Genomic DNA, 20752 nt, shown 5'->3' with positions numbered 1-20752 from the left:
TTGTTCACCTGTGTTATAGCGCCTTGATCTTGTCCATCTGGGTTTGCAGCTCATTGAGTGCAGCCTGATGTTCGGCGATCTTTTGTTTTTCCTTTTCCACCACGTCGGCAGGGGCGCGATCCACAAATTTGGGATTGCTCAGCTTGCCTTCTACTCGCTTGATCTCCTGATCGCGCTTGTCGATTTCTTTCTGCAGTCGGGTAATTTCGGCATCTTTATCGATCAAGCCTGCCATGGGCACCAGTACCTGCATGTCGCCCACCAGCTGAATGGCGGACATGGGCGCTTCGTCTTGCGGGGGCAGCCAAGTGAGGCTTTCCAGCTTGGCCAAGGATTTCAGGAAGCCAGTGTAGGCTTTGTAGCGGCGTTCATCTTCGGCGTTGCCTTTTTGCAACAGCACCGGCAATTGCTTGGCGGGGGAAATGTTCATTTCACCACGGACATTACGAATAGCGACGATGACGCCTTTCAGCCACTCGATGTCGGTATCCGCCTGGGCATCGATCTTGTCAGCTTCGGCTGCCGGATAGGGCTGCAGCATAATGGTGTCCCCTTCGGCACCGGCCATGGGGCCGATCTGTTGCCAGATCTCTTCGGTGATGTAGGGCATAAAGGGATGCGCCATGCGCAGGATGGCTTCGAGTACCCGCAACAAGGTGCGGCGGGTGCCACGCTTGGCGGCGTCACTGCTGCTGTCACCGTTCAATACCGGTTTGGACAGTTCCAGATACCAGTCGCAGTATTCGTTCCAGATGAATTCGTAGAGTGCCTGCGAGGCATGGTCGAAGCGGAATTCGTCCAGTGCTTTGCTGACCTGCTGTTCTGTTTTCTGCAGCTGGGAAATGATCCAGCGATCCGCCAGACTCAGTTCCACTTCGCCGCCACCGATGCCGCAGTCCTGATCTTCGGTGTTCATCATCACGTAGCGGCTGGCGTTCCACAGTTTATTGCAGAAATTGCGGTAGCCTTCCAGACGGTTGATGTCGAATTTGATGTCGCGGCCGGTGGAGGCCAGGGACAGGAAGGTGAAGCGCATGGAATCGGTGCCGTAGGAGGCGATGCCGTCGGCAAATTCCTTGCGGGTGCGCTTTTCTATCTTCGATGCGTCCTTGGGGTTCATCAGGCCGGTGGTGCGTTTGCCCACCAGGGTTTCCAGGTCGATGCCGTCGATGATGTCCAGTGGATCCAGTACGTTGCCTTTGGACTTGGACATCTTCTGGCCTTCACTGTCCCGCACCAAACCGTGCACATACACAGTTGTAAACGGTACTTGAGGTGTGCCGTCTTCATTCTTGACGAAGTGCATGGTCATCATGATCATGCGCGCTACCCAGAAGAAGATGATGTCGAAACCGGTGACCAGTACATCGGTGGAGTGGAAGGTTTTCAGGGTGGCTTCGTCGTTGGGCCAGCCCAGAGTGGAGAAGGTCCACAGAGCGGAGCTGAACCAGGTGTCCAGCACGTCTTCATCCTGATGCAGGGCGATGTCGTCCGCCAGGTTGTGCTTGGCGCGCACTTCCGCTTCATTACGGCCGACGAAGACGTTGCCTTCGTTGTCGTACCAGGCGGGAATGCGGTGGCCCCACCACAATTGACGGGAGATGCACCAGTCCTGAATGTCGCGCATCCAGGCGAAGTACATGTTTTCGTATTGCTTGGGCACGAATTGGATGTCGCCGTTTTCCACGGCTTTGATGGCCGGGTCCGCCAGCGGCGCAACGCGCACGTACCATTGATCCGTGAGGAAGGGTTCCACCACTACGCCGGAGCGGTCGCCTTTGGGTACCTTTAAGGCGTGATCATCGATTTTTTCCAACAGGCCCAGCTGATCCAGGTCGTCTACTACTTTCTTGCGTGCCACGAAGCGGTCGTCACCTCGGTACACGTCGGGGATGTCGGTGCTGACTTCCATGTTGACGGTGCCGTCGAAGTTGAAGGCTTCGGCTTGATCGCGAATGGCGGCGTCAATGGTGAGCACGTTCACCAGGGGCAGGTTGTGGCGCTTGCCTACTTCATAGTCGTTAAAATCGTGGGCCGGGGTGATCTTCACACAGCCGGTGCCGAATTCCATATCCACATAATCATCAGCGATGATGGGAATTTCGCGGTTCACCAGGGGCAGGATCAGGGTTTTGCCGATCAGGGCCTGGTAGCGCTCGTCTTTCGGGTTCACGGCCACGGCGGTATCGCCCAGCATGGTTTCCGGGCGGGTGGTGGCGACGATGATGTAATCTTTGCCATCGGCGGTGGTGGCACCATTGGCCAGTGGGTAGCGGAAATGCCACATACTGCCTTTCTGGTCGACGTTTTCCACTTCCAGATCGGAAATGGCGGTGTGCAGTTTCGGATCCCAGTTCACCAGGCGCTTGCCGCGATAAATCAGGCCTTCTTCGTGCAGGCGTACGAAGACTTCTTTCACAGCATTGGAGAGACCGTCGTCCATGGTGAAACGCTCACGGCTCCAGTCTACTGACGAGCCCAGTCGACGGATCTGGCGGGTGATGGTGCCGCCGGATTCTTCTTTCCACTCCCAGACTTTTTTGAGGAAATCTTCGCGGCCCAAGTCATGACGGGTGATGCCTTGCGCGGCTAATTGACGTTCTACCACCATTTGGGTGGCGATACCGGCGTGGTCGGTGCCCGGCTGCCACAGGGTGTTGCGGCCCTGCATGCGGCGATAGCGGATCAGGCAGTCCATGACGGCATTGTTAAAGCCGTGGCCCATGTGCAGGCTGCCGGTGACGTTGGGGGGAGGGATCATGATGGTGTAAGCATCCCCCTGGCCGGAAGGCTTAAAGTAGCCTTTTTCTTCCCAGGTTTGATACCAGCGGGTTTCAATGTCGCTTGGGTTGAAGGTTTTTTCCATGGTCACCGGTGTCTCTTTCTTAAAACTGCGATCGAATAAGGAACCGGGTTTGGTACTGAACTAAGGGAGGTAAGGCAACTTTCGACTCAAGAACGTCAGCAGCATGGATGCTGCTGTCGAGCCCCCAGGGATGGGTTCACGGCGATTCTTGAGTCGAAAGTTGTCTTGCCGACCGGCTGCAGGGTGCCAAACCTGGTGGGTCGACAAGTATACCGATCTAACGGGGATTTTTCTTGATCTCTTTGAACATTCTATCCACCTCTTGCTCCAGCTTCATGCGCAGCTCGGCTTCCAGGCGGGGCATGTTGGCCCGAATCACGTCATTTACCAGTTGGCTGGCCTTTTGGCGTAGCGCCTGCACCTCTTTTGAGTTGGGATCAAAGGTGACTTTGTTGAGGGGGTTGTCCTGCAGTAGCTTGCGTAACTGGGCGGAGGCATCGTTATCGTCGTTGCGGTTCTGCTCCCACGCGTGGTTTTCACGAATCTTGTCTAAAGTCGATCGAGGCAAGAACGGGTTTTCCGAGCTGGTAGAAGGTTGAAACCGGTTCAGGGGGCGAGTAACGTCCTCGGCTTTCTGCGACGGCGTGCTGACGGCTTGAGCATTGGCGGTTGGCTCTGTCACCGCAGGTTGGGTGGCACTGGATGCATTGGGTTTGCGGTAGTTTCGCACCCGGTCGCTGATATCCAGCGGATCTTTGTCGAGAAAACTCATATCCAGGCCACTGGCACCGGCAGACACGGGGCGGCTAACCGGCGTCGCGCGGAAATTAGCGGCGTTGAGATCCAGAGAGTCGGTAGACTGAAGTGTGGGCGGTTCGGCTGGCTCATCAGGCGAGTAATCCACATCGTCCTCATCCAGCGTTTCATTCAGCACGGGCACGTCGTCCACAAAGCTTTTCAGCACCGGGATGTCCTCCGGAACGATACGGCTGTTTTCTTCGTCTTCCTGTTCGTCATCCAGCATCCTGCTCAAGGATTCCAGATCGTCCAGCATTTTTTCTTTATCTTCTTGGTTTATAAGAGAATTTTGATCGCCCTGGCTCATATCACACTACCATTAGCTAAATATTATGCGTCTTTAAAGCATAGCCTCTTTCTTTGTAATATCTGAAATTGTCTCGACTTTGTGAACGGGATTCGGGTTTTCCCGGTACGATCTCGGCAACGCGTTCAAAACGGGAAAAGAAAGGTGGAATGACGCCGGCGAGGTTGATCATGACGTCCCCATGCTGCCCGGGCTCCCCGTGGTGGGAGACATGAATTGTCTGCTGGGCGTCCAGGTTGCCTGTGCTGTGGGCCAAAATGGATTCTGGCCGCTGCCACAGGGAGTCACTGAGCTGCTGGGTCTGATCTTCACTGCCTGTATGGACATAGATTTCATGGCCACGGCGAAACGCCTTTTCCACCAGTCTCGCCGTATAAAGCAACGGCGAGATGGTGTTGTCTTCTGGCAGAATGTAAAAATCTACCCGGGTCATGCTTTGCCTTGGCGCAATAGGTACTCGGTCAACAGTGGAACCGGGCGGCCCGTGGCACCTTTATTGGCTCCGCCGTTGAAGGCGCTGCCAGCGACATCCAAGTGAGCCCAGGGATAGGCCTTGGTGAATCTGGATAAGAAACAGGCGGCGGTGATGGAGCCTGCCTTGGGGCCAGCGTTGCCGATATTGCCCATGTCGGCAAAGGGGCTGTCCAGCAGTGCCTGATATTCGTCCCATAGCGGCAGACGCCAGATCTTGTCCTGGGTGTAGTCGGCGGCGGCCTGGAGGTCTTCCACTACTGCTTCGTTATTACTCATCATGCCCGATGCGAAGGGCCCCAGGGCCACAATAACGGCTCCGGTCAGGGTGGCGATATCCACCACCGAAGCAGGCTTGAAGCGTTCTACATAGGTGAGGGCATCACAGAGCACTAGGCGACCTTCTGCGTCGGTGTTGAGAATCTCCACGGTTTGCCCGGACATAGTGGTGACGATGTCGCCGGGGCGAGTTGCCTTGCCGCTGGGCATGTTCTCAGCGGCAGCCACCACGCCCACCACGTTCATGGGCAATTCCATATCGATGATAGCGCGCATGGTGCCGAATACCGAGGCTGCACCGCACATGTCCCACTTCATGGCGTCCATGTCCGGCGCCGGTTTCAGGGATATGCCGCCGGTATCGAAGGTAATGCCTTTACCCACCAGCACATGGGGCTTCTGATCTTTGGGGCCGCCTTTGTATTCCATAACAATAAGCTTGGACGGGGTGTCGCTGCCGTTACCGACTGACAATAATGCACCCATGCCCAGGGCTTTCATGTCTTTCTCCTCAAGCACGGTGGTGCTCAAGGCTTTGCATTCTTTGGCCAGCTTTTTAGCTTCATGGGCCAGATAGGTTGGGTTGCATACGTTGGGAGGTGTATTACCCAGATCCCGTGTGTATCCCATGCCATTGGCAATGGCTTTGCCGATTTTGGCACCTTGTTCGGCACCTTTGGTGTCAGCGTTGCTCAGCAGAGTGAGTTTTTTCAGGCTGATCTGTTTGTGATTGGCTTTGCTTTTGAAGGTGTTGAAGGTGTAGATGGCGCTTTCAAACTGTTCGACTACTTGACGGGCCGCCCACTCGGTGTCGCGATCTTTAACTTGAATATCATCCATGGCCAGAGCAGCATCTTTGGCAGCAGTGCCTTTGACCGCGTTGGCTGCAGCCGTCAATGCCTTGCGTAAACTGGCTTCGGTTTGCTCATTGGCCTTGCCCAGCCCCATCAGCACGATGCGTTTGGCTGTTGTATCCGTTACCGTGTTCAGAATCAGGGTGTCGCCCGCTTTACCCTTGATATCGCCGTGCGCGAGCATGTCCTGCAGGTGCGCGCGGGTTGCCTCACTGAGCGTATCCGCGCAGCTGCCCAATACGTTGCCTTCGAACACTGGCAGTATCAGCGCATCGGTTTTGGTTTTCTCTGGTGTGGCTTTTTTGATTTTAAAGTCCATGCAAACCCCGCAAGACAAAAGAAAGCGTTTATTGGATAATGACCGAGTTCCAGATCACCTTTAACTAATATTGTGCTTATTTTCCAGAGAATGCGCTGCCTTTTCCATGATTATTTATCGTTATTTGTCGCGCCAGTTGTTTTGGGCCACCCTCGCGGTGAGCTCGGTGCTGACCTTTATTCTGGTTTCCAGCCGTTTCCTGAAATATTTGTCTCAGGCGGCCGTCGGTAAGCTCGAAGGCTCTGCTGTGTTTCTGATCATGGCCTATCGTCTGCCTGATTTTCTGGAACTGATTTTGCCTTTGGGGCTGTTTCTTGGGATTTTGCTTTCCTATGGCCGCATGTATCTGGAAAACGAAATGGTGGTGCTGCAGGCTTGTGGCTTCAGTCAGAAGCGGCTGGTGGCGTTGTCCATGATTCCGGCTGTCTGCATGTCGATCACGATCGGTTTTTTCAGTTTCTATTTGGCACCCTGGGGTGCGCAAAAAGCCAATGAGCTGGTGTTGGAGCAAGAGCGTCGCTCCGGCATGGAGGTGTTGAGTCCGCGTCGTTTTCACGCCACTGCCGACGGCAGCACAGTCACCTACGTAGAGGACATTGATTCCAATGCCGGGGTGATGCGTAACCTGTTTATTGTTAATTACGATCGTGAAAATCGCGTGGAAGAATACGACAAGGTGGTGTTGCTGCGAGCCGCAGAGGCTCGCTATCGGATCGATCGCAGCGGTAATCGCTATTTGGTCATGTCTGACGGTGAGCGCTTTGAGGTCGATCCCGGTAATACTGAGTATGGCCGCTCCAGTTACGGTGAATATACCGTCAAACTTGAAAAGAAACTGATCTCAGCGGATTCCACGGATATTGAAGATCAAACTACCGCTCAGTTGCTGGAGGCCGGCAGTCTTGAGGCGAGGGTGGAATTGCAGTGGCGATTTTCGCTCATGGTCATGGTGCTGGTTGTGGTGTTTATGAGTGTGCCGCTGGCCAAAGTAAACCCCCGTCAGGGCCGTTATCTGAAGATGTTACCTGCGATCTTGCTGTACTTGGCTTACCTCTCCCTGATGATGGCGGTGAAGGGCGCGGTTGTGAAAGGCCGCATTCCCGAACAGGTCGGTATTTTCTGGGTGCATGGAATCTTTCTGGCGCTGGGCTTTGTTCTCAATTATTGGCCCACACTGCAATTGGCGCGCTCCAAGCGAAAAATGGATCGAATGATGGTGACACCACAATGAGGTTGCTGGATCAGTACGTTGGGCGAACCGTTTTAATTTCGGTGCTGATGGTGTCTTTTCTGTTGATTGGTCTGGATGCTTCATTTGCATTTTTGGCCGAACTGGATGATTTGAAATCAAACTATCAGGCATTCGAAGCGTTTATGTATATCTTGTTGACGCTGCCTCGCCGGGTTTACGAATTTATGCCGGTGGGCACGTTGATTGGCAGTCTGATTGGTCTGGGAACACTGGCCAATACCAGTGAGCTTACGGTTATTCGGGCTGCCGGGGTTTCCATTGCGCGGATCGTGTTTGCCGCCACTCGACCGATCATCTGGCTGGTGTTGGTGGGCATGATTCTGGGGCAGTTTATCGTGCCGCAGACAGAGCAGTTCGCTCAGTCCGAAAAAGCCAGAAACCTGTATCTGGGTGAAAGCATCGGATCGCGAGATGGATATTGGTATCGGGAGGGTGGTCAGTATACCCATATCCAGGTGGTACAACCCAATGGTGTTATGTTTGGGATTTCCCGTTTTCTGTTTGATGATGACAACGTGCTGATACGTTCTGACTTTTCAGAGCGGGCCATTTATCAGGGGGATCACTGGGTGCTGGAAAAGGTGCGTCAAACCCGCATCAGCGATCAGTCTACCGAGTCGGAGCATTTTCAAACCATGCGCTGGGAGGACACCACGATTACGCCGCAAGTTATGTCGGTGGTGGTATTGAAGCCTGACTATCTCTCCATTACCGGCCTGTATCAATACGCAAGCTATCTGGATTCTCAGGAGCTGGAGAGCTCTTCCTATTTCTTCTCGTTTTGGAAGAAGATACTGCAGCCATTCACCACCTTGGTAATGGTGTTTATTGCTATTTCTTTTGTGTTTGGGCCGTTGCGTTCAGTCACTATGGGGCAGCGAATCATGGCGGGGGTGATTGTAGGGTTGTTGTTCCACTATGCTCAACAGTTGCTGGGTCACATCACCATTATCTTCAACCTCACACCGTTCCTGGCCGCTGCTGTGCCATTGGTGGCGAGCTTCCTGCTGGGAGTGTATTTGCTGAAACGGGTTTGATGGTTCGGATTTGATGGTTCAGATCAGTGTCGTTTGGCGGGCACGACTTTTTTATTGATTTCTTTGGGCAGCACCAGGGTGCGTGTATTGGATAAGCTATCGTGCCAGGTGTCGCCACTGGAGCTGATCAGCAGCCAGAAGTAACCCAAACCAAAGCAACCCAACGATAGAATCGCCATTAGAAACCGGCTCAGGCTCTGAGCTAAATTCACGGGCCTGCCATCCAGGTTGCCATCCACTACCTGCAGGCGCCAGGCGCGCATGCCCAGGGTTTGCCCGCCGTGTGACCAAAACCAGTAGTAGAACAAAAAGGTGCCAGTCAGCAGCAGCGGAAACAGAGTCCGCTGTAGATCTTTGCTGCTGTGTTCCGCGCCGGTGATACCCAAAAACACAAGGGCGATCAGGAACCACAACGCAAACACGATCAGGGCGTCATATACCATGGACGCAAAACGTCGCAGCAATCCAGCTGAAGGGTAATCTACGTAGGAAAAAGTTTTGGAAGAGTCGGTCATGAGAATCTTTAAGATGGTGCCTAGGGAGAGAATCGAACTCTCACTCTGTTTCCAGAACCGGATTTTGAATCCGGCGCGTCTACCAGTTCCGCCACCCAGGCACGGTGTCTCGTATTGGAGAGCGGGGATTATAACAATGGAATTCTGTGCGTCAACAAGCCATTTAAGAGAAACGCATAAAACGCTATAATCGCCGCCCTTTTGCCGCATCGGTAACCCTGGTATCCATGAAACGCACTGATTTCCATTACGAACTCCCCGAGAGGTTGATCGCCCGCTATCCCATGCCCCAGCGCAGCGGCAGTCGTTTGCTGTGCATGGATCGACAGGCAGGAACGTTGCAAGATCGGCGTTTTACCGACTTGGTGAGCTGGCTCAAGCCGGGGGATCTGTTGGTGTTTAACAATACACGGGTGATTCCTGCGCGGGTATTTGGACAAAAGGAAACCGGTGGCAGAGTGGAGGTACTGGTGGAGCGGATCACCGGGCCAGACAGCTGCCTGGCACATGTGCGGGCCAGTAAATCCCCCAAACCCGGTAGCCGAATATTGGTAGAAGGGGCTGGCAGCCTGTTGATGGAGGGGCGTCAGGGTGACCTGTTCCAGCTGCGCTCCCAGCAGGGTGAGCTTCTGGATTGGTTGCAGAAGGTTGGCCACATGCCGCTGCCCCCTTATATCGACAGGGCTGACGAATCCCTTGATCAGGAGCGTTACCAGACCGTGTACGCCAGTAACCCCGGCGCGGTCGCGGCCCCCACAGCAGGCTTGCACTTTGATGAGGCCTTACTGGAAACGCTGAAGCGTCAGGGGGTGGCAACGACCTTCGTGACTCTGCATGTGGGCGCAGGCACCTTTCAACCGGTGCGAGCCGATGACATCCGTGACCATAATATGCATTCTGAGTGGCTACAGGTGGATGCCGATACCGTTGCTAAGGTACGTCAGACCAAAGCAGAGGGCGGGCGGGTCATCGCCGTAGGAACCACTTCGGTACGTTGCCTGGAAACCGCCGCTCGCGAAACCGGCCAAATTGCACCTTTCACGGGTGAAACCGACATATTTATCTATCCAGGCTACACCTTTAATGTAATTGATGGTCTGGTGACCAACTTCCATCTGCCGGAATCCACCCTAATCATGCTGGTGAGCGCCCTGGCTGGGCGGGAGCCGGTGCTAAGTGCTTACCAACATGCGGTGGAACAGGAATACCGCTTCTTCAGTTATGGCGACGCCATGCTGATACTGTAACGGGGACATTAAATGAAATTCGAACTGACTGGCACCGACGCAGGTGCCCGCCGTGGCAGGTTGATATTTGATCGAGGCGTAGTGGAAACCCCGGCCTTTATGCCGGTAGGTACCTACGGCTCCGTAAAAGCCATGTTGCCGCGGGATATCGAAGCCATCGGTGCCCACATCATCTTAGGCAACACCTTTCACCTGATGTTGCGTCCGGGCACTGAGATCATCAAACAGCATGGTGATTTGCACGACTTTATGCAGTGGCAGGGGCCCATCTTGACGGATTCTGGCGGATTTCAAGTATTTTCCCTGGGTAAAATGCGCAAGATCTCCGAAGAAGGCGTCAAGTTTCAATCCCCCGTAGACGGCAGCCCGGTCTTCCTGACACCCGAAATCTCCATGCAGGTGCAGAGAGATCTTGGCTCCGACATTGTCATGATTTTTGACGAATGTACGCCGTATCCCGCCACCGAGCAGCAGGCTCGGGACTCGATGGAGCTGTCCCTGCGCTGGGCAAAACGCAGCAAGGCCGCCCACGAAGGCAATCCCTCTGCACTTTTCGGCATTGTGCAAGGCGGCATGTATGAACATCTGCGTCTTGAGTCACTCAGCGGGCTGGCTGAAATCGGCTTTGATGGTTACGCCATCGGCGGTTTGTCCGTTGGGGAGCCCAAAGAAGAAATGCTGAACGTGTTGAACTATCTGCGCCCTCATATGCCTAACGATCGTCCAAGGTACCTGATGGGGGTGGGCAAGCCGGAGGATATCGTGGAAGCGGTGCGCCGGGGTGTGGACATGTTCGATTGCGTAATGCCCACTCGCAACGCCCGCAATGGTCATTTATTCACCGCCAAGGGTGTCATCAAAATCCGCAATTCGGCCCACAAGACCGATACCGGGCCACTTGAGGAAGGCTGTGACTGTTACACCTGTCAGAACTTCAGTCGCGCTTACTTGCACCATCTGGACCGGTGCAAGGAAATACTCAGCTCACAGCTCAATACCATTCATAATCTGCGTTATTACCAACGGCTCATGCTTGGTTTGCGCAGCGCCATTGAAACGGGTACATTTGAGCGCTTTGTAACTGAGTTCTACGAGCAGCGGGGCGAAACAGCTCCGCCGCTGGAATCCAATTAATGTCATCAACTTGAGGTAAATATGAGTTTCTTTATCGCTGAAGCAATGGCCGAACCCGGTGCCGCCGCCGCTCAACAGGGCAATCCCTTGACGTTCTGGGGCATGATGATCTTCATGGTCGCGATCTTCTATTTCATGATCATCCGCCCTCAGTCCAAGCGCAACAAAGAGCATAAGGCACTGATGGAAGGCCTGGCCAAAGGGGATGAGGTTGTTGTCTCTGGTGGCATGATGGGGAAAGTTGTGAAGGTAACTGAGGAATACGTTGTGGTGGAAGTGGCCAACAACACCGAAATCTCCTTCCAGAAAGCGGCGATCACTGCCACCTTGCCAAAAGGCACCCTGAAAAGCATCTGATTAGACTATCGTGAGCGCTGTCAGGGACGATGGCGCGTCAGGACCGACCAAGAAAAACAATAGGGTTTCCCCATGAATAAGTACCCGCTGTGGAAGTATCTGTTAGTGCTGGTTGTAGCACTGTTCGGAGTTATTTACGCGCTGCCAAATCTATATCCCGATGACCCGGCTCTGCAAATTACGGCCAAAAAAGCCGGAGCAGAAACCGAGCAGGACGTGCTGGATCGGGCCATTCAATCTCTGGAAAAAGCCGGTATCAGCATTAAACGATCCGAGCTTGTACCTGGCTCGGCCCTGATTCGCTTTGATAACGTTGATGATCAGATCAATGCTAAAGATGTCGTGCAGGATGCAGTAGCGGGCGACTACGTCGTGGCTATGAACCTGGCCCCCAACACACCGGAGTGGCTGGCTTCATTAGGTGCGGCACCAATCAAACTAGGCCTTGATCTGCGTGGTGGTGTGCATTTCCTTATGGAAGTGGATATGGCCAAAGCGACCGAAAATCGGGTTAAGAATAACTACAACAGCATTCGCGACCGCATGCGGGAAGAGAAAGTGCGCTTCAAGCAGGCTTCTTTGGAAGGCAACCAGATTCGTCTGACCTTCTCCAAAGAGGAGCAAGTAGAAAGCGCCCGTAGTATTCTGCGTAAAGAATTCAAAGATTTTCTGGTGCAGGAAGATGCGGCAGATAATCAAACCACCTTGATGTTAACCCTGTCTGAGCAGGCGATGAAAGACATCAAGGATTATGCCATCAGTCAAAACCTTACCAGCCTGCGTAACCGGGTTAACGAACTGGGCGTAGCGGAGCCGGTGGTGCAGCGTCAGGGCGCTGATCGCATTGTGATCCAGTTGCCCGGTATTCAGGATACTGCGGGTGCCAAAAAGATCATAGGTAAGGCCGCCAACCTGGAATTCCGCATGGTGGATTGGGAAAACGATCCAATGTCTACCCGCCGTGCCCCCTCCGGCTCCGAGTTTTTGAGCATGCGAGACACCGGCCGACAAGTGCTGCTGAAAAAGGATGTGATCGTAACCGGTGAGCGTGTGATTAACGCCAGAACCGGGTTTGATGAAAACGGTCGTGCGCAGGTGAATATCGATCTCGATGGTGTGGGTGGTAAACGCATGATGCGCACCACCAGTAAGCACATCAAGGATTCCATGGCGGTAGTGTTCATTGAGCTGGAGCCTGAAAAGCGAGTCATTATTGAGGATGGCAAAGAGGTCGAGAAAGTCTTCACTAAAGAAACTCGTGAGGTCATCAACGTGGCCACCATCCAAAGTTCACTGGGTAACAGTTTCCGTATAACCGGCCTGGATAGCCCCGCAGAAGCCAAAGAGCTGGCGCTGTTGTTGCGCGCTGGTGCATTGGCCGCGCCCATGTATTTTGTGGAGGAACGCACGGTTGGCCCCAGCTTGGGTCAGCAGAATATAGAAGCGGGCCTGACTTCGCTGGTGGCTGGTTTTGCCCTGGTGCTGCTGTTTATGATTGGCTATTACAAGGTGTTCGGTATTATCGCCAATGTGGCGTTGATTTTGAACCTGCTGCTGTTGGTGGCCTTTATGTCCATTATTCCTGGGGCAACGCTGTCGCTGCCCGGTATGGCGGGTATCGTATTAACGGTGGGTATGGCGGTGGATGCCAACGTGCTTATATTTGCGCGAATTCGTGAGGAGATGGCCAATGGGGTAACACCGCACGCCGCCATCAATGCAGGCTACGATCGCGCCTTCTTGACAATACTGGATGCCAACATCACGACCTTACTGGTTGGGCTGGTGCTGTTCGCGTTTGGTTCCGGTCCGGTGAAAGGTTTTGCCGTTACGCTGTCGATCGGTATTCTCACTTCCATGTTCACAGCCATTGTTGGCACGCGGGCTATCGTGAATCTTATTTACGGTGGGCGTGCGTTGAAGAAGTTGAGCATATAGGAGACCGACATGAGCAAAATAACTAACTTTAATTTTATGGGTGCCCGCAAGTTGCTGGGTGCCATGTCGATTCTTCTGGTGATTGGTTCTTTGGTTTCCATTAGCGTCAACTTCCTGGAGCTGGGCTTGGATTTTACCGGCGGTACACAGATCGAAGTGGAATATGATTCTGCTGCGCAACTGGAACCGATTCGTGAAGTGCTTCGTAACAGCGCTTACTCTGATGCCAGTGTTCAACACTTTGGTCGCCCTGAGGAAGTGCTGGTACGAGTGCCCCCGGTAGATGGCGAAGACAAGGATAAAGTGGGAACCAACGTCTTGGAGTTGCTGAAAGCGCACGCCAGTGATGTGAAGTTGAAGCGAGTGGAATTCGTTGGCCCGCAAGTGGGCGAAGAGTTGCGGGACAAAAGCGGGATCGCACTTATTATCGCTTTGGGCTTGATGCTGATATACGTGACGCTGCGTTTCCGCTTCAAGTTTGCGGTGGGGGCGGTGGTTGCATTGTTCCACGATGTGATTATCACTATGGGGTTCTTTTCGGTGACTCGCTTAACCTTTGATCTGACCGCGTTAGCCGCGATCCTTGCGGTGATTGGTTACTCGCTCAATGATACGATCGTTGTGTTTGACCGCGTGCGGGAAAACTTTCGCAAGGATCGCGGTGAAACCCCGGAAGGGATTATCAATAATTCATTGAATCAGACCTTGAGTCGAACCTTGATGACATCGTTTACAACCCTATTGGTGTTGGCGGCGTTGGCATTGCTTGGTGGTGAGATGATTTTTGCGTTCTCTGTTGCTTTGATCGTAGGTATTTTTGTCGGTACCTATTCATCAATCTATGTGGCCAGCAATTTATTGTTAGTGCAGGACATTAATCGCGAAGACTTTCTGGATCACGATACGGTGCTGGATGATACGCCCTAATCCGTGTTTAATTTGAAGCAACAAAAAAGCCAGCATATGCTGGCTTTTTTGTTGCTGAAGAGACAGTGCAAAAATCAGTAACGGCGCTGTTCCACTCTGCGTGGATCCATCTGCTCTGATCTCACTTGTATGGGGATCGGTTTTAGCTCCGGCTCATTCTGCTGCAAAAAGGGCATCGCGAAAGACTGAAAGAAGGCCGTCAGCGACGTTTTGATTTCTTGCCAATTCATACTGAAATCCCTCGTAGTGGACGGCCAAACGCAGCCGCGTTGACTTCAGTATAGCGAAAATTTGCTACTTCGGCATATGTGGATGAATTGTCTGCAACATTGCCTTAAACAACTTAGGCGGCGCGCATACCACATCCCCGGTTTTCAGATGATTCATGCCCCCGTTTAGGTCGCCGATTAGCCCGCCTGCCTCGGTTATCAGCAGCGCGCCTGCTGCCATATCCCACTCGGACAGGCCGAATTCCCAGAAACCGTCGTAGCGACCGGCAGCAACATAGGCTAGATCCAGTGAGGCAGCGCCAGCGCGGCGAATGCCGGCGGTGGATTGGGTGAAGTCCTGCAGCATAGCCATGTAATTGTTAAGGATTTTGGCTTGGTTGGGGCGGAAGGGGAAGCCTGTGGCCAATAGTGAACCTTCTAGTTTGGTGCGCTTGCTGACCCGGATGCGGCGGCCATTCATGTGGGCACCACGGCCTTTTGCGGCAGTGAATTCATCTTTGGTTACCGGGTTGATGACCACGGCGACTTCCAGTTGGCCGCGTACTTTCAGGGCAATTGAAATAGCAAAGTGAGGAATGCCGTGGATGAAGTTGGTGGTGCCATCCAGGGGGTCGATAACCCAAACATAGTCTTTGTCCGTGCCTTCTATCAGGCCGTTCTCTTCACCCAGATAGCAGTGTTGGGGGTAGCGCTTGCGCAGACCTTCAATAATGCGTTCTTCGGAGGCACGATCCACCTTGGTGACGAAATCGTTGGTGCCTTTTGCTTCCACCTCGATGGACTCTACTTGCTCGTAGGCTTTGTAGATCATTTCTGCGGTGGTGCGGGCCACGCCAAGGGCGGTATTCAGCATCGGATGCATGTGTCAGCTACCTTTTAAAGCTAAGGGTGTATAAAGACGTTGGGTTTAAAGAGCGCACAGAATTCTGTGGCGCGAATGATAGCAGAAAGCATCCGCGACCTTGAGTAAAATCTGATAACATCGGTGCCCTTTTTCATACACTCAACAAAGATTAGCGAAAACCTTATGGAATTACTTAACCGAATCCGCATCGTTATGGTCAATACCAGCGACTCGGGCAATATTGGGGCTGCAGCGCGGGCCATGAAAACCATGGGAATAAGCGATCTGGTGCTGGTGGAACCTAAAGAGTTCCCGACTGCCAAGGCTACGGCTCGAGCCGCCGGGGCAGCAGATGTGCTGTACCAGGCCAGAGTGGTGCCTACGCTGGATGAGGCTTTGGCGGATTGTCAGATGGTGTTTGGTGCCAGCGCCCGCATGCGTACCATACCGTGGCCCCTGATGACGCCACGGGAAGCCACTCAGTTTGTCCTTAATGAGCCAGAAGGTGCGAGTATTGCCATTGTTTTTGGCAGAGAAGACGCTGGTCTTACTAATGAAGAGCTGCGACGCTGTCACTACCACATTTGCATTCCGGGTAACGAATCTTACGGAGTGTTGAATGTGGCTGCTGCTGTGCAGGTGATCTGTTATGAGATGCGTATGGCAGTGCTGGCTCAGCAACAGGCAGAAACCGGCGGGGCACCCGCGGCAAAGCCGGTTATGCCGTTGGAGATAACCGATTGGGATGAGCCGCTGGTGTCGGCAGAGGATATGGAGCGCTTTATGAAGCATTTTGAGGAAACACTGCTTGATATCGGCTTTTTCGACCCCAATAACCCCAAACAGCTTATGACTCGAGCCCGTCGTCTGTTCATGCGTACGCGTATGGATCGATTAGAAATGAACCTGATGCGTGGAGTGCTATCCACTGTGCAAAAGCGCCTCAAGGGAGAATGAAGGAAGCCCCATGTTCGAAGGTATTCGCGAAGATATACAATCCGTTTTTCACCGTGATCCGGCGGCGCGCAACAGTCTGGAGGTGCTGCTGAATTACCCGGGCCTGCATGCAGTGTTGATGCATCGTTTGGCCCACAAGTTATGGAAAATGGGGTTCAAGCTGCTGGCGCGTTGTATTTCCAGCTTTTCGCGGTGGTTTACCGGCATCGAAATTCATCCCGGCGCTACCATTGGTCGTCGTTTCTTCATTGATCACGGCATGGGGGTGGTGATTGGCGAAACCGCCGAGGTGGGGGACGATGTAACCCTGTATCACGGTGTTACCCTGGGCGGCACCACCTGGAATAAAGGCAAGCGTCACCCCACGCTGGCCAATGGTGTGGTGGTAGGTGCCGGTGCAAAGGTGCTGGGGCCGATCACCGTGGGTGAAAATGCACGGGTTGGTTCCAACGCCGTGGTGAATAAAGATGTTCCGGCAGAAGCCACCGTGGTGGGTATTCCGGGGCGTATTATCTGCAAGGATGGCGATGGGGACTGCCTCAAAGAGCGGCAACGCCAGGCCATGGCCAGTAAAATGGGCTTCGATGCCTACGGTATGACCCCGGATATGCCAGACCCCATTGCCCATTCTATCGCCAACATGCTGGATCATATGCATGCGGTGGATGAGAAGGTAAAGGCCATGAGTAAAGTGCTGGAAGCCATGGGCTCGGATTGCGGAAAATCTCTGCCGGAAATCCACGATGAGCTGTTCGAAAATGAATCAGTGACAAAGGATTCCGCTGCCGCGACAAAAGTTGACTGAATTAGTAGGAAATAGCACAATGGGGTTGTGTTGGGCGTTTGTTGTGTGCCCATGTTGTGCTTTCGGAGGCCCGGATTTATGAAACTGACTACCAAAGGTCGCTATGCGGTGACGGCCATGCTTGACCTTGCCCTACACGCTAAAACCGGCCCGGTCAGCTTGGCGGATATATCTGAGCGCCAGGGTATTTCCATCTCCTATCTGGAGCAGTTGTTCGCTAAGTTGCGTAAAAATGACTTGGTCTCCAGTGTGCGTGGTCCGGGTGGAGGCTATCGCCTCAGTCGTCCGGGTGAAGAGCTTTATGTTGCGCAAATCATTGATGCTGTTGATGAAAAGGTCGATGTTACTCGCTGCAATGGGCATGGAGACTGTCAGGATGGCGAAACGTGCCTGACCCATGATCTTTGGCAGGATCTGAGTCATCAGCTGCATGATTTTCTTTCTGGAATCAGCCTGCAAAACCTGGTGGATCGCCAGGAAGTGCGTCGAGTGGCGGATCGTCAGGACAAATACCAAAGCGAGCGTAACAGTAAGGGTAGCGATCTGGATCGTGTGCCCATGAGCGAAATCAACTGATTCCTGTCGGGCAGGCCGCTGTAAACGGTTTTGCCCGAGCCCCCCAGCCTGCCTTATAATTGCGCACCGTTTCTTTACTTCTCGAGCCTGAAATGCGCCCCGTTTACCTCGATTATGCCGCCTCAACCCCTGTTGATCCCGCTGTAGCGGAGATTATGGCCCGTCATTTGACGCTGGATGGTGTGTTTGCCAACCCGGCATCGCGCTCCCATATTTACGGTTGGCAGGCAGAAGAAGCGGTCGAGGCGGCCCGGCGCCAGGTGGCTGAGTTAATCGGTGCAGAGTCTCGCGAGATCGTCTGGACTTCTGGCGCCACTGAGTCCGACAACCTTGCCATCAAAGGTGTGATGGCGGCCAATGCCGATCGTGGCGATCACATTATCACCTCAGTTATTGAGCATAAGGCGGTGTTGGATACCTGTGCCTATCTAGAGGGTAAAGGCTATCGGGTGACGTATTTACAGCCTGATGATCGGGGGCTGATTCACCCCGAGCAAGTGGCGGATGCGATACAAGATAGTACGGTGCTGGTGTCACTGATGCAGGTGAATAATGAGCTGGGTACGGTGACCGATATTGATGCCATTGCCCGCATTACCCGTGATCGTGGTGTGTTGTTTCATGTGGACGCAGCGCAAAGTGCTGGCAAGCTGCCTATCAATCTGTCTGATTCCCCGGTTGATCTGATGTCGCTGTCATCCCATAAAGTGTACGGCCCTAAAGGCATGGGGGCGCTCTTTGTGAGGCGTAATCCGCAGGTCAAAGTGGCGGCCCAAATTCACGGTGGCGGTCATGAGCGCGGAATGCGTTCCGGCACTTTGGCCACCCATCAGATCGTGGGGATGGGGGAGGCGTTTCGCCTGGCGGCCGAATTGATGGTGGCGGAGTCCGAACGCTTGAGTGCTATGCGTCAGCGGTTGTGGCATGGAATCTCTGCTCTGGATGGGGTCTATATGAATGGCTGCGCTCAGCAACGGGTAGCGGGCATTCTCAATATTGCGTTTGATGCAGTGGACGGAGAATCCCTGATGATGGCGCTGAACGATCTGGCGGTGTCTTCTGGCAGTGCCTGTAACTCGGCCACCGTCGCACCTTCCTATGTGGTGAAGAGCTTGGGCTTACGTGATCAGTTGGCGTTGTCCTCGGTGCGTTTCTCCTTGGGCCGTTTTACCCGCGAAGATGATATTGAGTTTGCCATCGAGCGGGTTACCGAGACGGTGACCCGTCTGCGAGGCTGATTGTATTCATTGTTGTAAAACCTGAGTATAATCGCCGCTTTCCACCTTCCCCGCCTGTGGCGGAGATTGGCCAGTTTTTATAACCCATTGATTTTTAAATATTTTGGAGAGAACCATGGCGGTACAACGCACTTTTTCAATCATCAAGCCTGACGCAGTTGCCAAAAATGTAGTGGGTGAAATCCTGACCCGCTTCGAAAAAGCCGGTCTGAAAGTTGTGGCTTCCAAAATGGTTCACTTATCTGAGAAGACTGCCGGTGGTTTTTATGCCGAGCACAGCGAGCGTCCTTTCTTCAAGGATCTGGTATCTTTCATGACCTCTGGCCCGGTAGTGGTTCAGGTTCTGGAAGGCGAGAATGCTGTTGCCTTGAATCGTGAACTGATGGGTGCCACCAACCCTAAAGAAGCTGCTGCAGGAACTATTCGCGCTGATTTCGCTCAAACTATCGACGAGAATGCAGTGCACGGCTCTGATTCAGAAACCTCTGCTGCCCGTGAAATCGCTTACTTTTTCGCTGAAAGCGAGCTGTGCCCACGCACTCGTTAATTGCGTAAAAACAGCAATTTACGCTACGCTTAGTGACAAATGGAGTCGAATGGCTCCATTTGTCGTATCTACAGGGTCCAAATATTGGGCCACACAGGTGTCAAAATGAACCCAGGTTCTGATCCGAACGAAAGCAGCACGAATAAAGTCAATTTATTGGGAATGACGCGCCCGCAGATGGAGGATTTCTTTGAATCCATCGGCGAAAAGCGTTTTCGTGCCCACCAGATTATGAAGTGGATTCACTTCTTTGGGGTGGATGATTTCGAGGCCATGACCAATTTGGGTAAGGCCCTGCGTACCAAGCTGCATGAGGTCGCCGAGATCCGCGGCCCGAAAGTGGATCTGGAGCACTTTTCCAAAGATGGCACCCGCAAGTGGGTGGTGGAACTGGATCAAGGCAATAAAGTTGAAACAGTGTTCATCCCGGATGGCAATCGTGGCACGTTGTGTGTGTCCTCCCAGGTGGGTTGCGCTCTGGATTGCAGTTTCTGCTCAACCGGCAAACAAGGTTTCCAGCGGGACCTGAGTGTGGCCGAGATCATCGGTCAGGTGTGGATAGCCCAACGCTCATTTGGTGCTCCTGAAAATCGCGGTTTGCGCAATATCACTAATATTGTAATGATGGGCATGGGCGAGCCCCTGTTGAATTTTGATAACGTCATCGACGCGATGGAGTTGATGAAGGACGATCTGGGTTACGGCGTAGCCAAGAAGAGGCTGACATTGAGCACCTCCGGTGTGGTGCCGAAGATGTATGAGCTGTATGAGCGTATTGATGTAGCGCTGGCAGTGTCGCTTCATGCTCCCAATGATGAGTTGCGGGATGTGCTTGTTCCTGTTAATAAAAAGTACCCTTTATCGGAATTGATGAAGGCTTGCCGCCAATATGTGGACAAGTTCCCAGACTCGCGACGGGTAACCATGGAGTATGTTTTGATCGATGGTGTGAATGATAAATTCGAGCATGCTGAACAATTAGTTGAGCTGCTGCAGGACGTGCCTTCCAAGATCAATCTGATTCCGTTTAACCCTTTCCCCAATTCGGGGTACAAGCGCCCCAATGGCCTGCGGATCAAAGCATTTCAGGATCGTTTGATGAAGGCAGGGTTTGTCACCACCATTCGTACCACCCGTGGGGATGACATTGACGCTGCCTGTGGTCAGTTAGTGGGCAAAGTTCAGGATCGAACTCGACGCTCGGCCCAATGGCAGGCTAAGGTCGCGGCAAAAGGCAATAAAATTCCGGTACAGCAGGTGCACCCTTCAGGGCGTTCCTGAGGCGGGTGTCTGCGTTATTTCATTACTGAGGAG

The 20752-nt window shown here is 53.3% G+C and carries 20 protein-coding genes and 1 tRNA gene; 13 read left to right on the top strand and 8 right to left on the bottom strand.

Annotated elements, in window-relative coordinates:
* Positions 1-13: 13 nt before the first annotated feature.
* The 4 genes from Kalk_RS05560 to Kalk_RS05545 form a co-directional block, all read right to left on the bottom strand.
* Positions 14-2866 (bottom strand): valine--tRNA ligase, encoded by a 2853-nt coding sequence (locus tag Kalk_RS05560; RefSeq protein WP_101896223.1) that lies wholly within the window; start codon positions 2864-2866, stop codon positions 14-16.
* 217 nt (positions 2867-3083) lie between these two features.
* Positions 3084-3911 (bottom strand): hypothetical protein, encoded by an 828-nt coding sequence (locus Kalk_RS05555; protein ID WP_101893261.1) that lies wholly within the window; start codon positions 3909-3911, stop codon positions 3084-3086.
* A 16-nt stretch (positions 3912-3927) separates the two neighbouring features.
* A complete protein-coding gene (locus tag Kalk_RS05550) occupies positions 3928-4344 on the bottom strand; it encodes a DNA polymerase III subunit chi (RefSeq protein ID WP_101893260.1) in 417 nt (138 codons plus the stop codon).
* Positions 4341-5834: a leucyl aminopeptidase gene (locus tag Kalk_RS05545; protein ID WP_101893259.1), complete on the bottom strand. Its 1494-nt coding sequence runs from the start codon at positions 5832-5834 to the stop codon at positions 4341-4343. The genes Kalk_RS05550 and Kalk_RS05545 overlap by 4 nt, the downstream gene beginning before the upstream one ends.
* A 106-nt stretch (positions 5835-5940) precedes the next feature.
* Here Kalk_RS05545 and lptF point away from each other — a divergent pair, with 106 nt between their 5' ends.
* Both lptF and lptG read left to right on the top strand, forming a co-directional pair.
* Positions 5941-7065, top strand: coding sequence for an LPS export ABC transporter permease LptF (lptF, locus tag Kalk_RS05540; protein WP_101893258.1), 1125 nt, complete (start codon positions 5941-5943; stop codon positions 7063-7065).
* Entirely contained in the window at positions 7062-8123 is a 1062-nt protein-coding gene (gene lptG, locus Kalk_RS05535) for an LPS export ABC transporter permease LptG (protein ID WP_101893257.1), read from the top strand. Before lptF ends, lptG begins: the two co-directional genes overlap by 4 nt.
* Before the next feature lie 23 nt (positions 8124-8146).
* Here lptG and Kalk_RS05530 read toward each other — a convergent pair whose 3' ends face one another.
* A complete protein-coding gene (locus tag Kalk_RS05530) occupies positions 8147-8638 on the bottom strand; it encodes an RDD family protein (RefSeq protein WP_101893256.1) in 492 nt (163 codons plus the stop codon).
* Between the two features lie 14 nt (positions 8639-8652).
* A tRNA-Leu gene (locus Kalk_RS05525) sits at positions 8653-8739 on the bottom strand.
* A 126-nt stretch (positions 8740-8865) separates the two neighbouring features.
* On the opposite strand from Kalk_RS05525, the gene queA reads away from it, so the two are divergent.
* From queA to secF, 5 genes are all read left to right on the top strand, one after another.
* On the top strand, positions 8866-9885 hold the full coding sequence (queA, locus tag Kalk_RS05520; RefSeq protein WP_101893255.1) for a tRNA preQ1(34) S-adenosylmethionine ribosyltransferase-isomerase QueA: 1020 nt from the start codon (positions 8866-8868) through the stop codon (positions 9883-9885).
* 12 nt (positions 9886-9897) lie between these two features.
* On the top strand, positions 9898-11019 hold the full coding sequence (gene tgt / locus Kalk_RS05515) for a tRNA guanosine(34) transglycosylase Tgt (RefSeq protein WP_101893254.1): 1122 nt from the start codon (positions 9898-9900) through the stop codon (positions 11017-11019).
* 21 nt (positions 11020-11040) lie between these two features.
* Positions 11041-11376: a preprotein translocase subunit YajC gene (gene yajC / locus Kalk_RS05510; RefSeq protein ID WP_101893253.1), complete on the top strand. Its 336-nt coding sequence runs from the start codon at positions 11041-11043 to the stop codon at positions 11374-11376.
* Between the two features lie 72 nt (positions 11377-11448).
* Positions 11449-13314, top strand: coding sequence for a protein translocase subunit SecD (secD, locus tag Kalk_RS05505; protein ID WP_101893252.1), 1866 nt, complete (start codon positions 11449-11451; stop codon positions 13312-13314).
* 9 nt (positions 13315-13323) lie between these two features.
* On the top strand, positions 13324-14241 hold the full coding sequence (gene secF / locus Kalk_RS05500) for a protein translocase subunit SecF (protein WP_101893251.1): 918 nt from the start codon (positions 13324-13326) through the stop codon (positions 14239-14241).
* A gap of 74 nt (positions 14242-14315) precedes the next feature.
* On the opposite strand, the gene Kalk_RS21165 is transcribed toward secF, so the two are convergent.
* Both Kalk_RS21165 and Kalk_RS05495 read right to left on the bottom strand, forming a co-directional pair.
* On the bottom strand, positions 14316-14471 hold the full coding sequence (locus tag Kalk_RS21165) for a hypothetical protein (RefSeq protein ID WP_158643322.1): 156 nt from the start codon (positions 14469-14471) through the stop codon (positions 14316-14318).
* A 64-nt stretch (positions 14472-14535) separates the two neighbouring features.
* Positions 14536-15333 carry an inositol monophosphatase family protein gene (locus Kalk_RS05495; RefSeq protein ID WP_101893250.1) on the bottom strand — a complete coding sequence of 266 codons (798 nt, stop codon included), beginning with the start codon at positions 15331-15333 and terminating at the stop codon, positions 14536-14538.
* A 165-nt stretch (positions 15334-15498) separates the two neighbouring features.
* Between Kalk_RS05495 and trmJ the strand changes: the two genes are divergently transcribed.
* From trmJ to rlmN, 6 genes are all read left to right on the top strand, one after another.
* A complete protein-coding gene (trmJ, locus tag Kalk_RS05490) occupies positions 15499-16272 on the top strand; it encodes a tRNA (cytosine(32)/uridine(32)-2'-O)-methyltransferase TrmJ (protein ID WP_101893249.1) in 774 nt (257 codons plus the stop codon).
* A gap of 10 nt (positions 16273-16282) precedes the next feature.
* Positions 16283-17077 carry a serine O-acetyltransferase gene (gene cysE / locus Kalk_RS05485; protein WP_101893248.1) on the top strand — a complete coding sequence of 265 codons (795 nt, stop codon included), beginning with the start codon at positions 16283-16285 and terminating at the stop codon, positions 17075-17077.
* Between the two features lie 78 nt (positions 17078-17155).
* Entirely contained in the window at positions 17156-17653 is a 498-nt protein-coding gene (iscR, locus tag Kalk_RS05480) for a Fe-S cluster assembly transcriptional regulator IscR (RefSeq protein WP_101893247.1), read from the top strand.
* A gap of 92 nt (positions 17654-17745) precedes the next feature.
* Positions 17746-18891: an IscS subfamily cysteine desulfurase gene (locus Kalk_RS05475; RefSeq protein WP_101893246.1), complete on the top strand. Its 1146-nt coding sequence runs from the start codon at positions 17746-17748 to the stop codon at positions 18889-18891.
* A gap of 115 nt (positions 18892-19006) precedes the next feature.
* On the top strand, positions 19007-19438 hold the full coding sequence (gene ndk, locus Kalk_RS05470) for a nucleoside-diphosphate kinase (protein WP_101893245.1): 432 nt from the start codon (positions 19007-19009) through the stop codon (positions 19436-19438).
* A gap of 105 nt (positions 19439-19543) precedes the next feature.
* The gene (gene rlmN, locus Kalk_RS05465) at positions 19544-20719 is read left to right on the top strand and encodes a 23S rRNA (adenine(2503)-C(2))-methyltransferase RlmN (protein WP_101893244.1); all 1176 of its coding nucleotides are present in this window, start codon (positions 19544-19546) and stop codon (positions 20717-20719) included.
* The last annotated feature ends 33 nt before the right edge of the window (positions 20720-20752 follow it).

The sequence above is a fragment of the Ketobacter alkanivorans genome, assembly GCF_002863865.1.
Lineage (GTDB): Bacteria > Pseudomonadota > Gammaproteobacteria > Pseudomonadales > Ketobacteraceae > Ketobacter > Ketobacter alkanivorans.
The sequence above is the reverse complement of the archived record's forward strand: the minus strand, read 5'-3'. Positions and strand labels throughout refer to the sequence as shown.

What these genes read in the sequence shown, in the direction of transcription:
- lptG (WP_101893257.1), top strand. Translation starts at nt 7,062, where the DNA reads ATGAGGTTGCTGGATCAGTACGTTGGGCGAACCGTTTTAATTTCGGTG.
- tgt (WP_101893254.1), top strand. Translation starts at nt 9,898, where the DNA reads ATGAAATTCGAACTGACTGGCACCGACGCAGGTGCCCGCCGTGGCAGG.
- cysE (WP_101893248.1), top strand. Translation starts at nt 16,283, where the DNA reads ATGTTCGAAGGTATTCGCGAAGATATACAATCCGTTTTTCACCGTGAT.
- Kalk_RS05560 (WP_101896223.1), bottom strand. Translation starts at nt 2,866, where the DNA reads ATGGAAAAAACCTTCAACCCAAGCGACATTGAAACCCGCTGGTATCAA.
- yajC (WP_101893253.1), top strand. Translation starts at nt 11,041, where the DNA reads ATGAGTTTCTTTATCGCTGAAGCAATGGCCGAACCCGGTGCCGCCGCC.
- Kalk_RS05555 (WP_101893261.1), bottom strand. Translation starts at nt 3,911, where the DNA reads ATGAGCCAGGGCGATCAAAATTCTCTTATAAACCAAGAAGATAAAGAA.
- Kalk_RS05545 (WP_101893259.1), bottom strand. Translation starts at nt 5,834, where the DNA reads ATGGACTTTAAAATCAAAAAAGCCACACCAGAGAAAACCAAAACCGAT.
- secD (WP_101893252.1), top strand. Translation starts at nt 11,449, where the DNA reads ATGAATAAGTACCCGCTGTGGAAGTATCTGTTAGTGCTGGTTGTAGCA.
- queA (WP_101893255.1), top strand. Translation starts at nt 8,866, where the DNA reads ATGAAACGCACTGATTTCCATTACGAACTCCCCGAGAGGTTGATCGCC.
- Kalk_RS21165 (WP_158643322.1), bottom strand. Translation starts at nt 14,471, where the DNA reads ATGAATTGGCAAGAAATCAAAACGTCGCTGACGGCCTTCTTTCAGTCT.
- rlmN (WP_101893244.1), top strand. Translation starts at nt 19,544, where the DNA reads ATGAACCCAGGTTCTGATCCGAACGAAAGCAGCACGAATAAAGTCAAT.
- secF (WP_101893251.1), top strand. Translation starts at nt 13,324, where the DNA reads ATGAGCAAAATAACTAACTTTAATTTTATGGGTGCCCGCAAGTTGCTG.
- iscR (WP_101893247.1), top strand. Translation starts at nt 17,156, where the DNA reads ATGAAACTGACTACCAAAGGTCGCTATGCGGTGACGGCCATGCTTGAC.
- trmJ (WP_101893249.1), top strand. Translation starts at nt 15,499, where the DNA reads ATGGAATTACTTAACCGAATCCGCATCGTTATGGTCAATACCAGCGAC.
- Kalk_RS05530 (WP_101893256.1), bottom strand. Translation starts at nt 8,638, where the DNA reads ATGACCGACTCTTCCAAAACTTTTTCCTACGTAGATTACCCTTCAGCT.
- Kalk_RS05475 (WP_101893246.1), top strand. Translation starts at nt 17,746, where the DNA reads ATGCGCCCCGTTTACCTCGATTATGCCGCCTCAACCCCTGTTGATCCC.
- lptF (WP_101893258.1), top strand. Translation starts at nt 5,941, where the DNA reads ATGATTATTTATCGTTATTTGTCGCGCCAGTTGTTTTGGGCCACCCTC.
- Kalk_RS05550 (WP_101893260.1), bottom strand. Translation starts at nt 4,344, where the DNA reads ATGACCCGGGTAGATTTTTACATTCTGCCAGAAGACAACACCATCTCG.
- Kalk_RS05495 (WP_101893250.1), bottom strand. Translation starts at nt 15,333, where the DNA reads ATGCATCCGATGCTGAATACCGCCCTTGGCGTGGCCCGCACCACCGCA.
- ndk (WP_101893245.1), top strand. Translation starts at nt 19,007, where the DNA reads ATGGCGGTACAACGCACTTTTTCAATCATCAAGCCTGACGCAGTTGCC.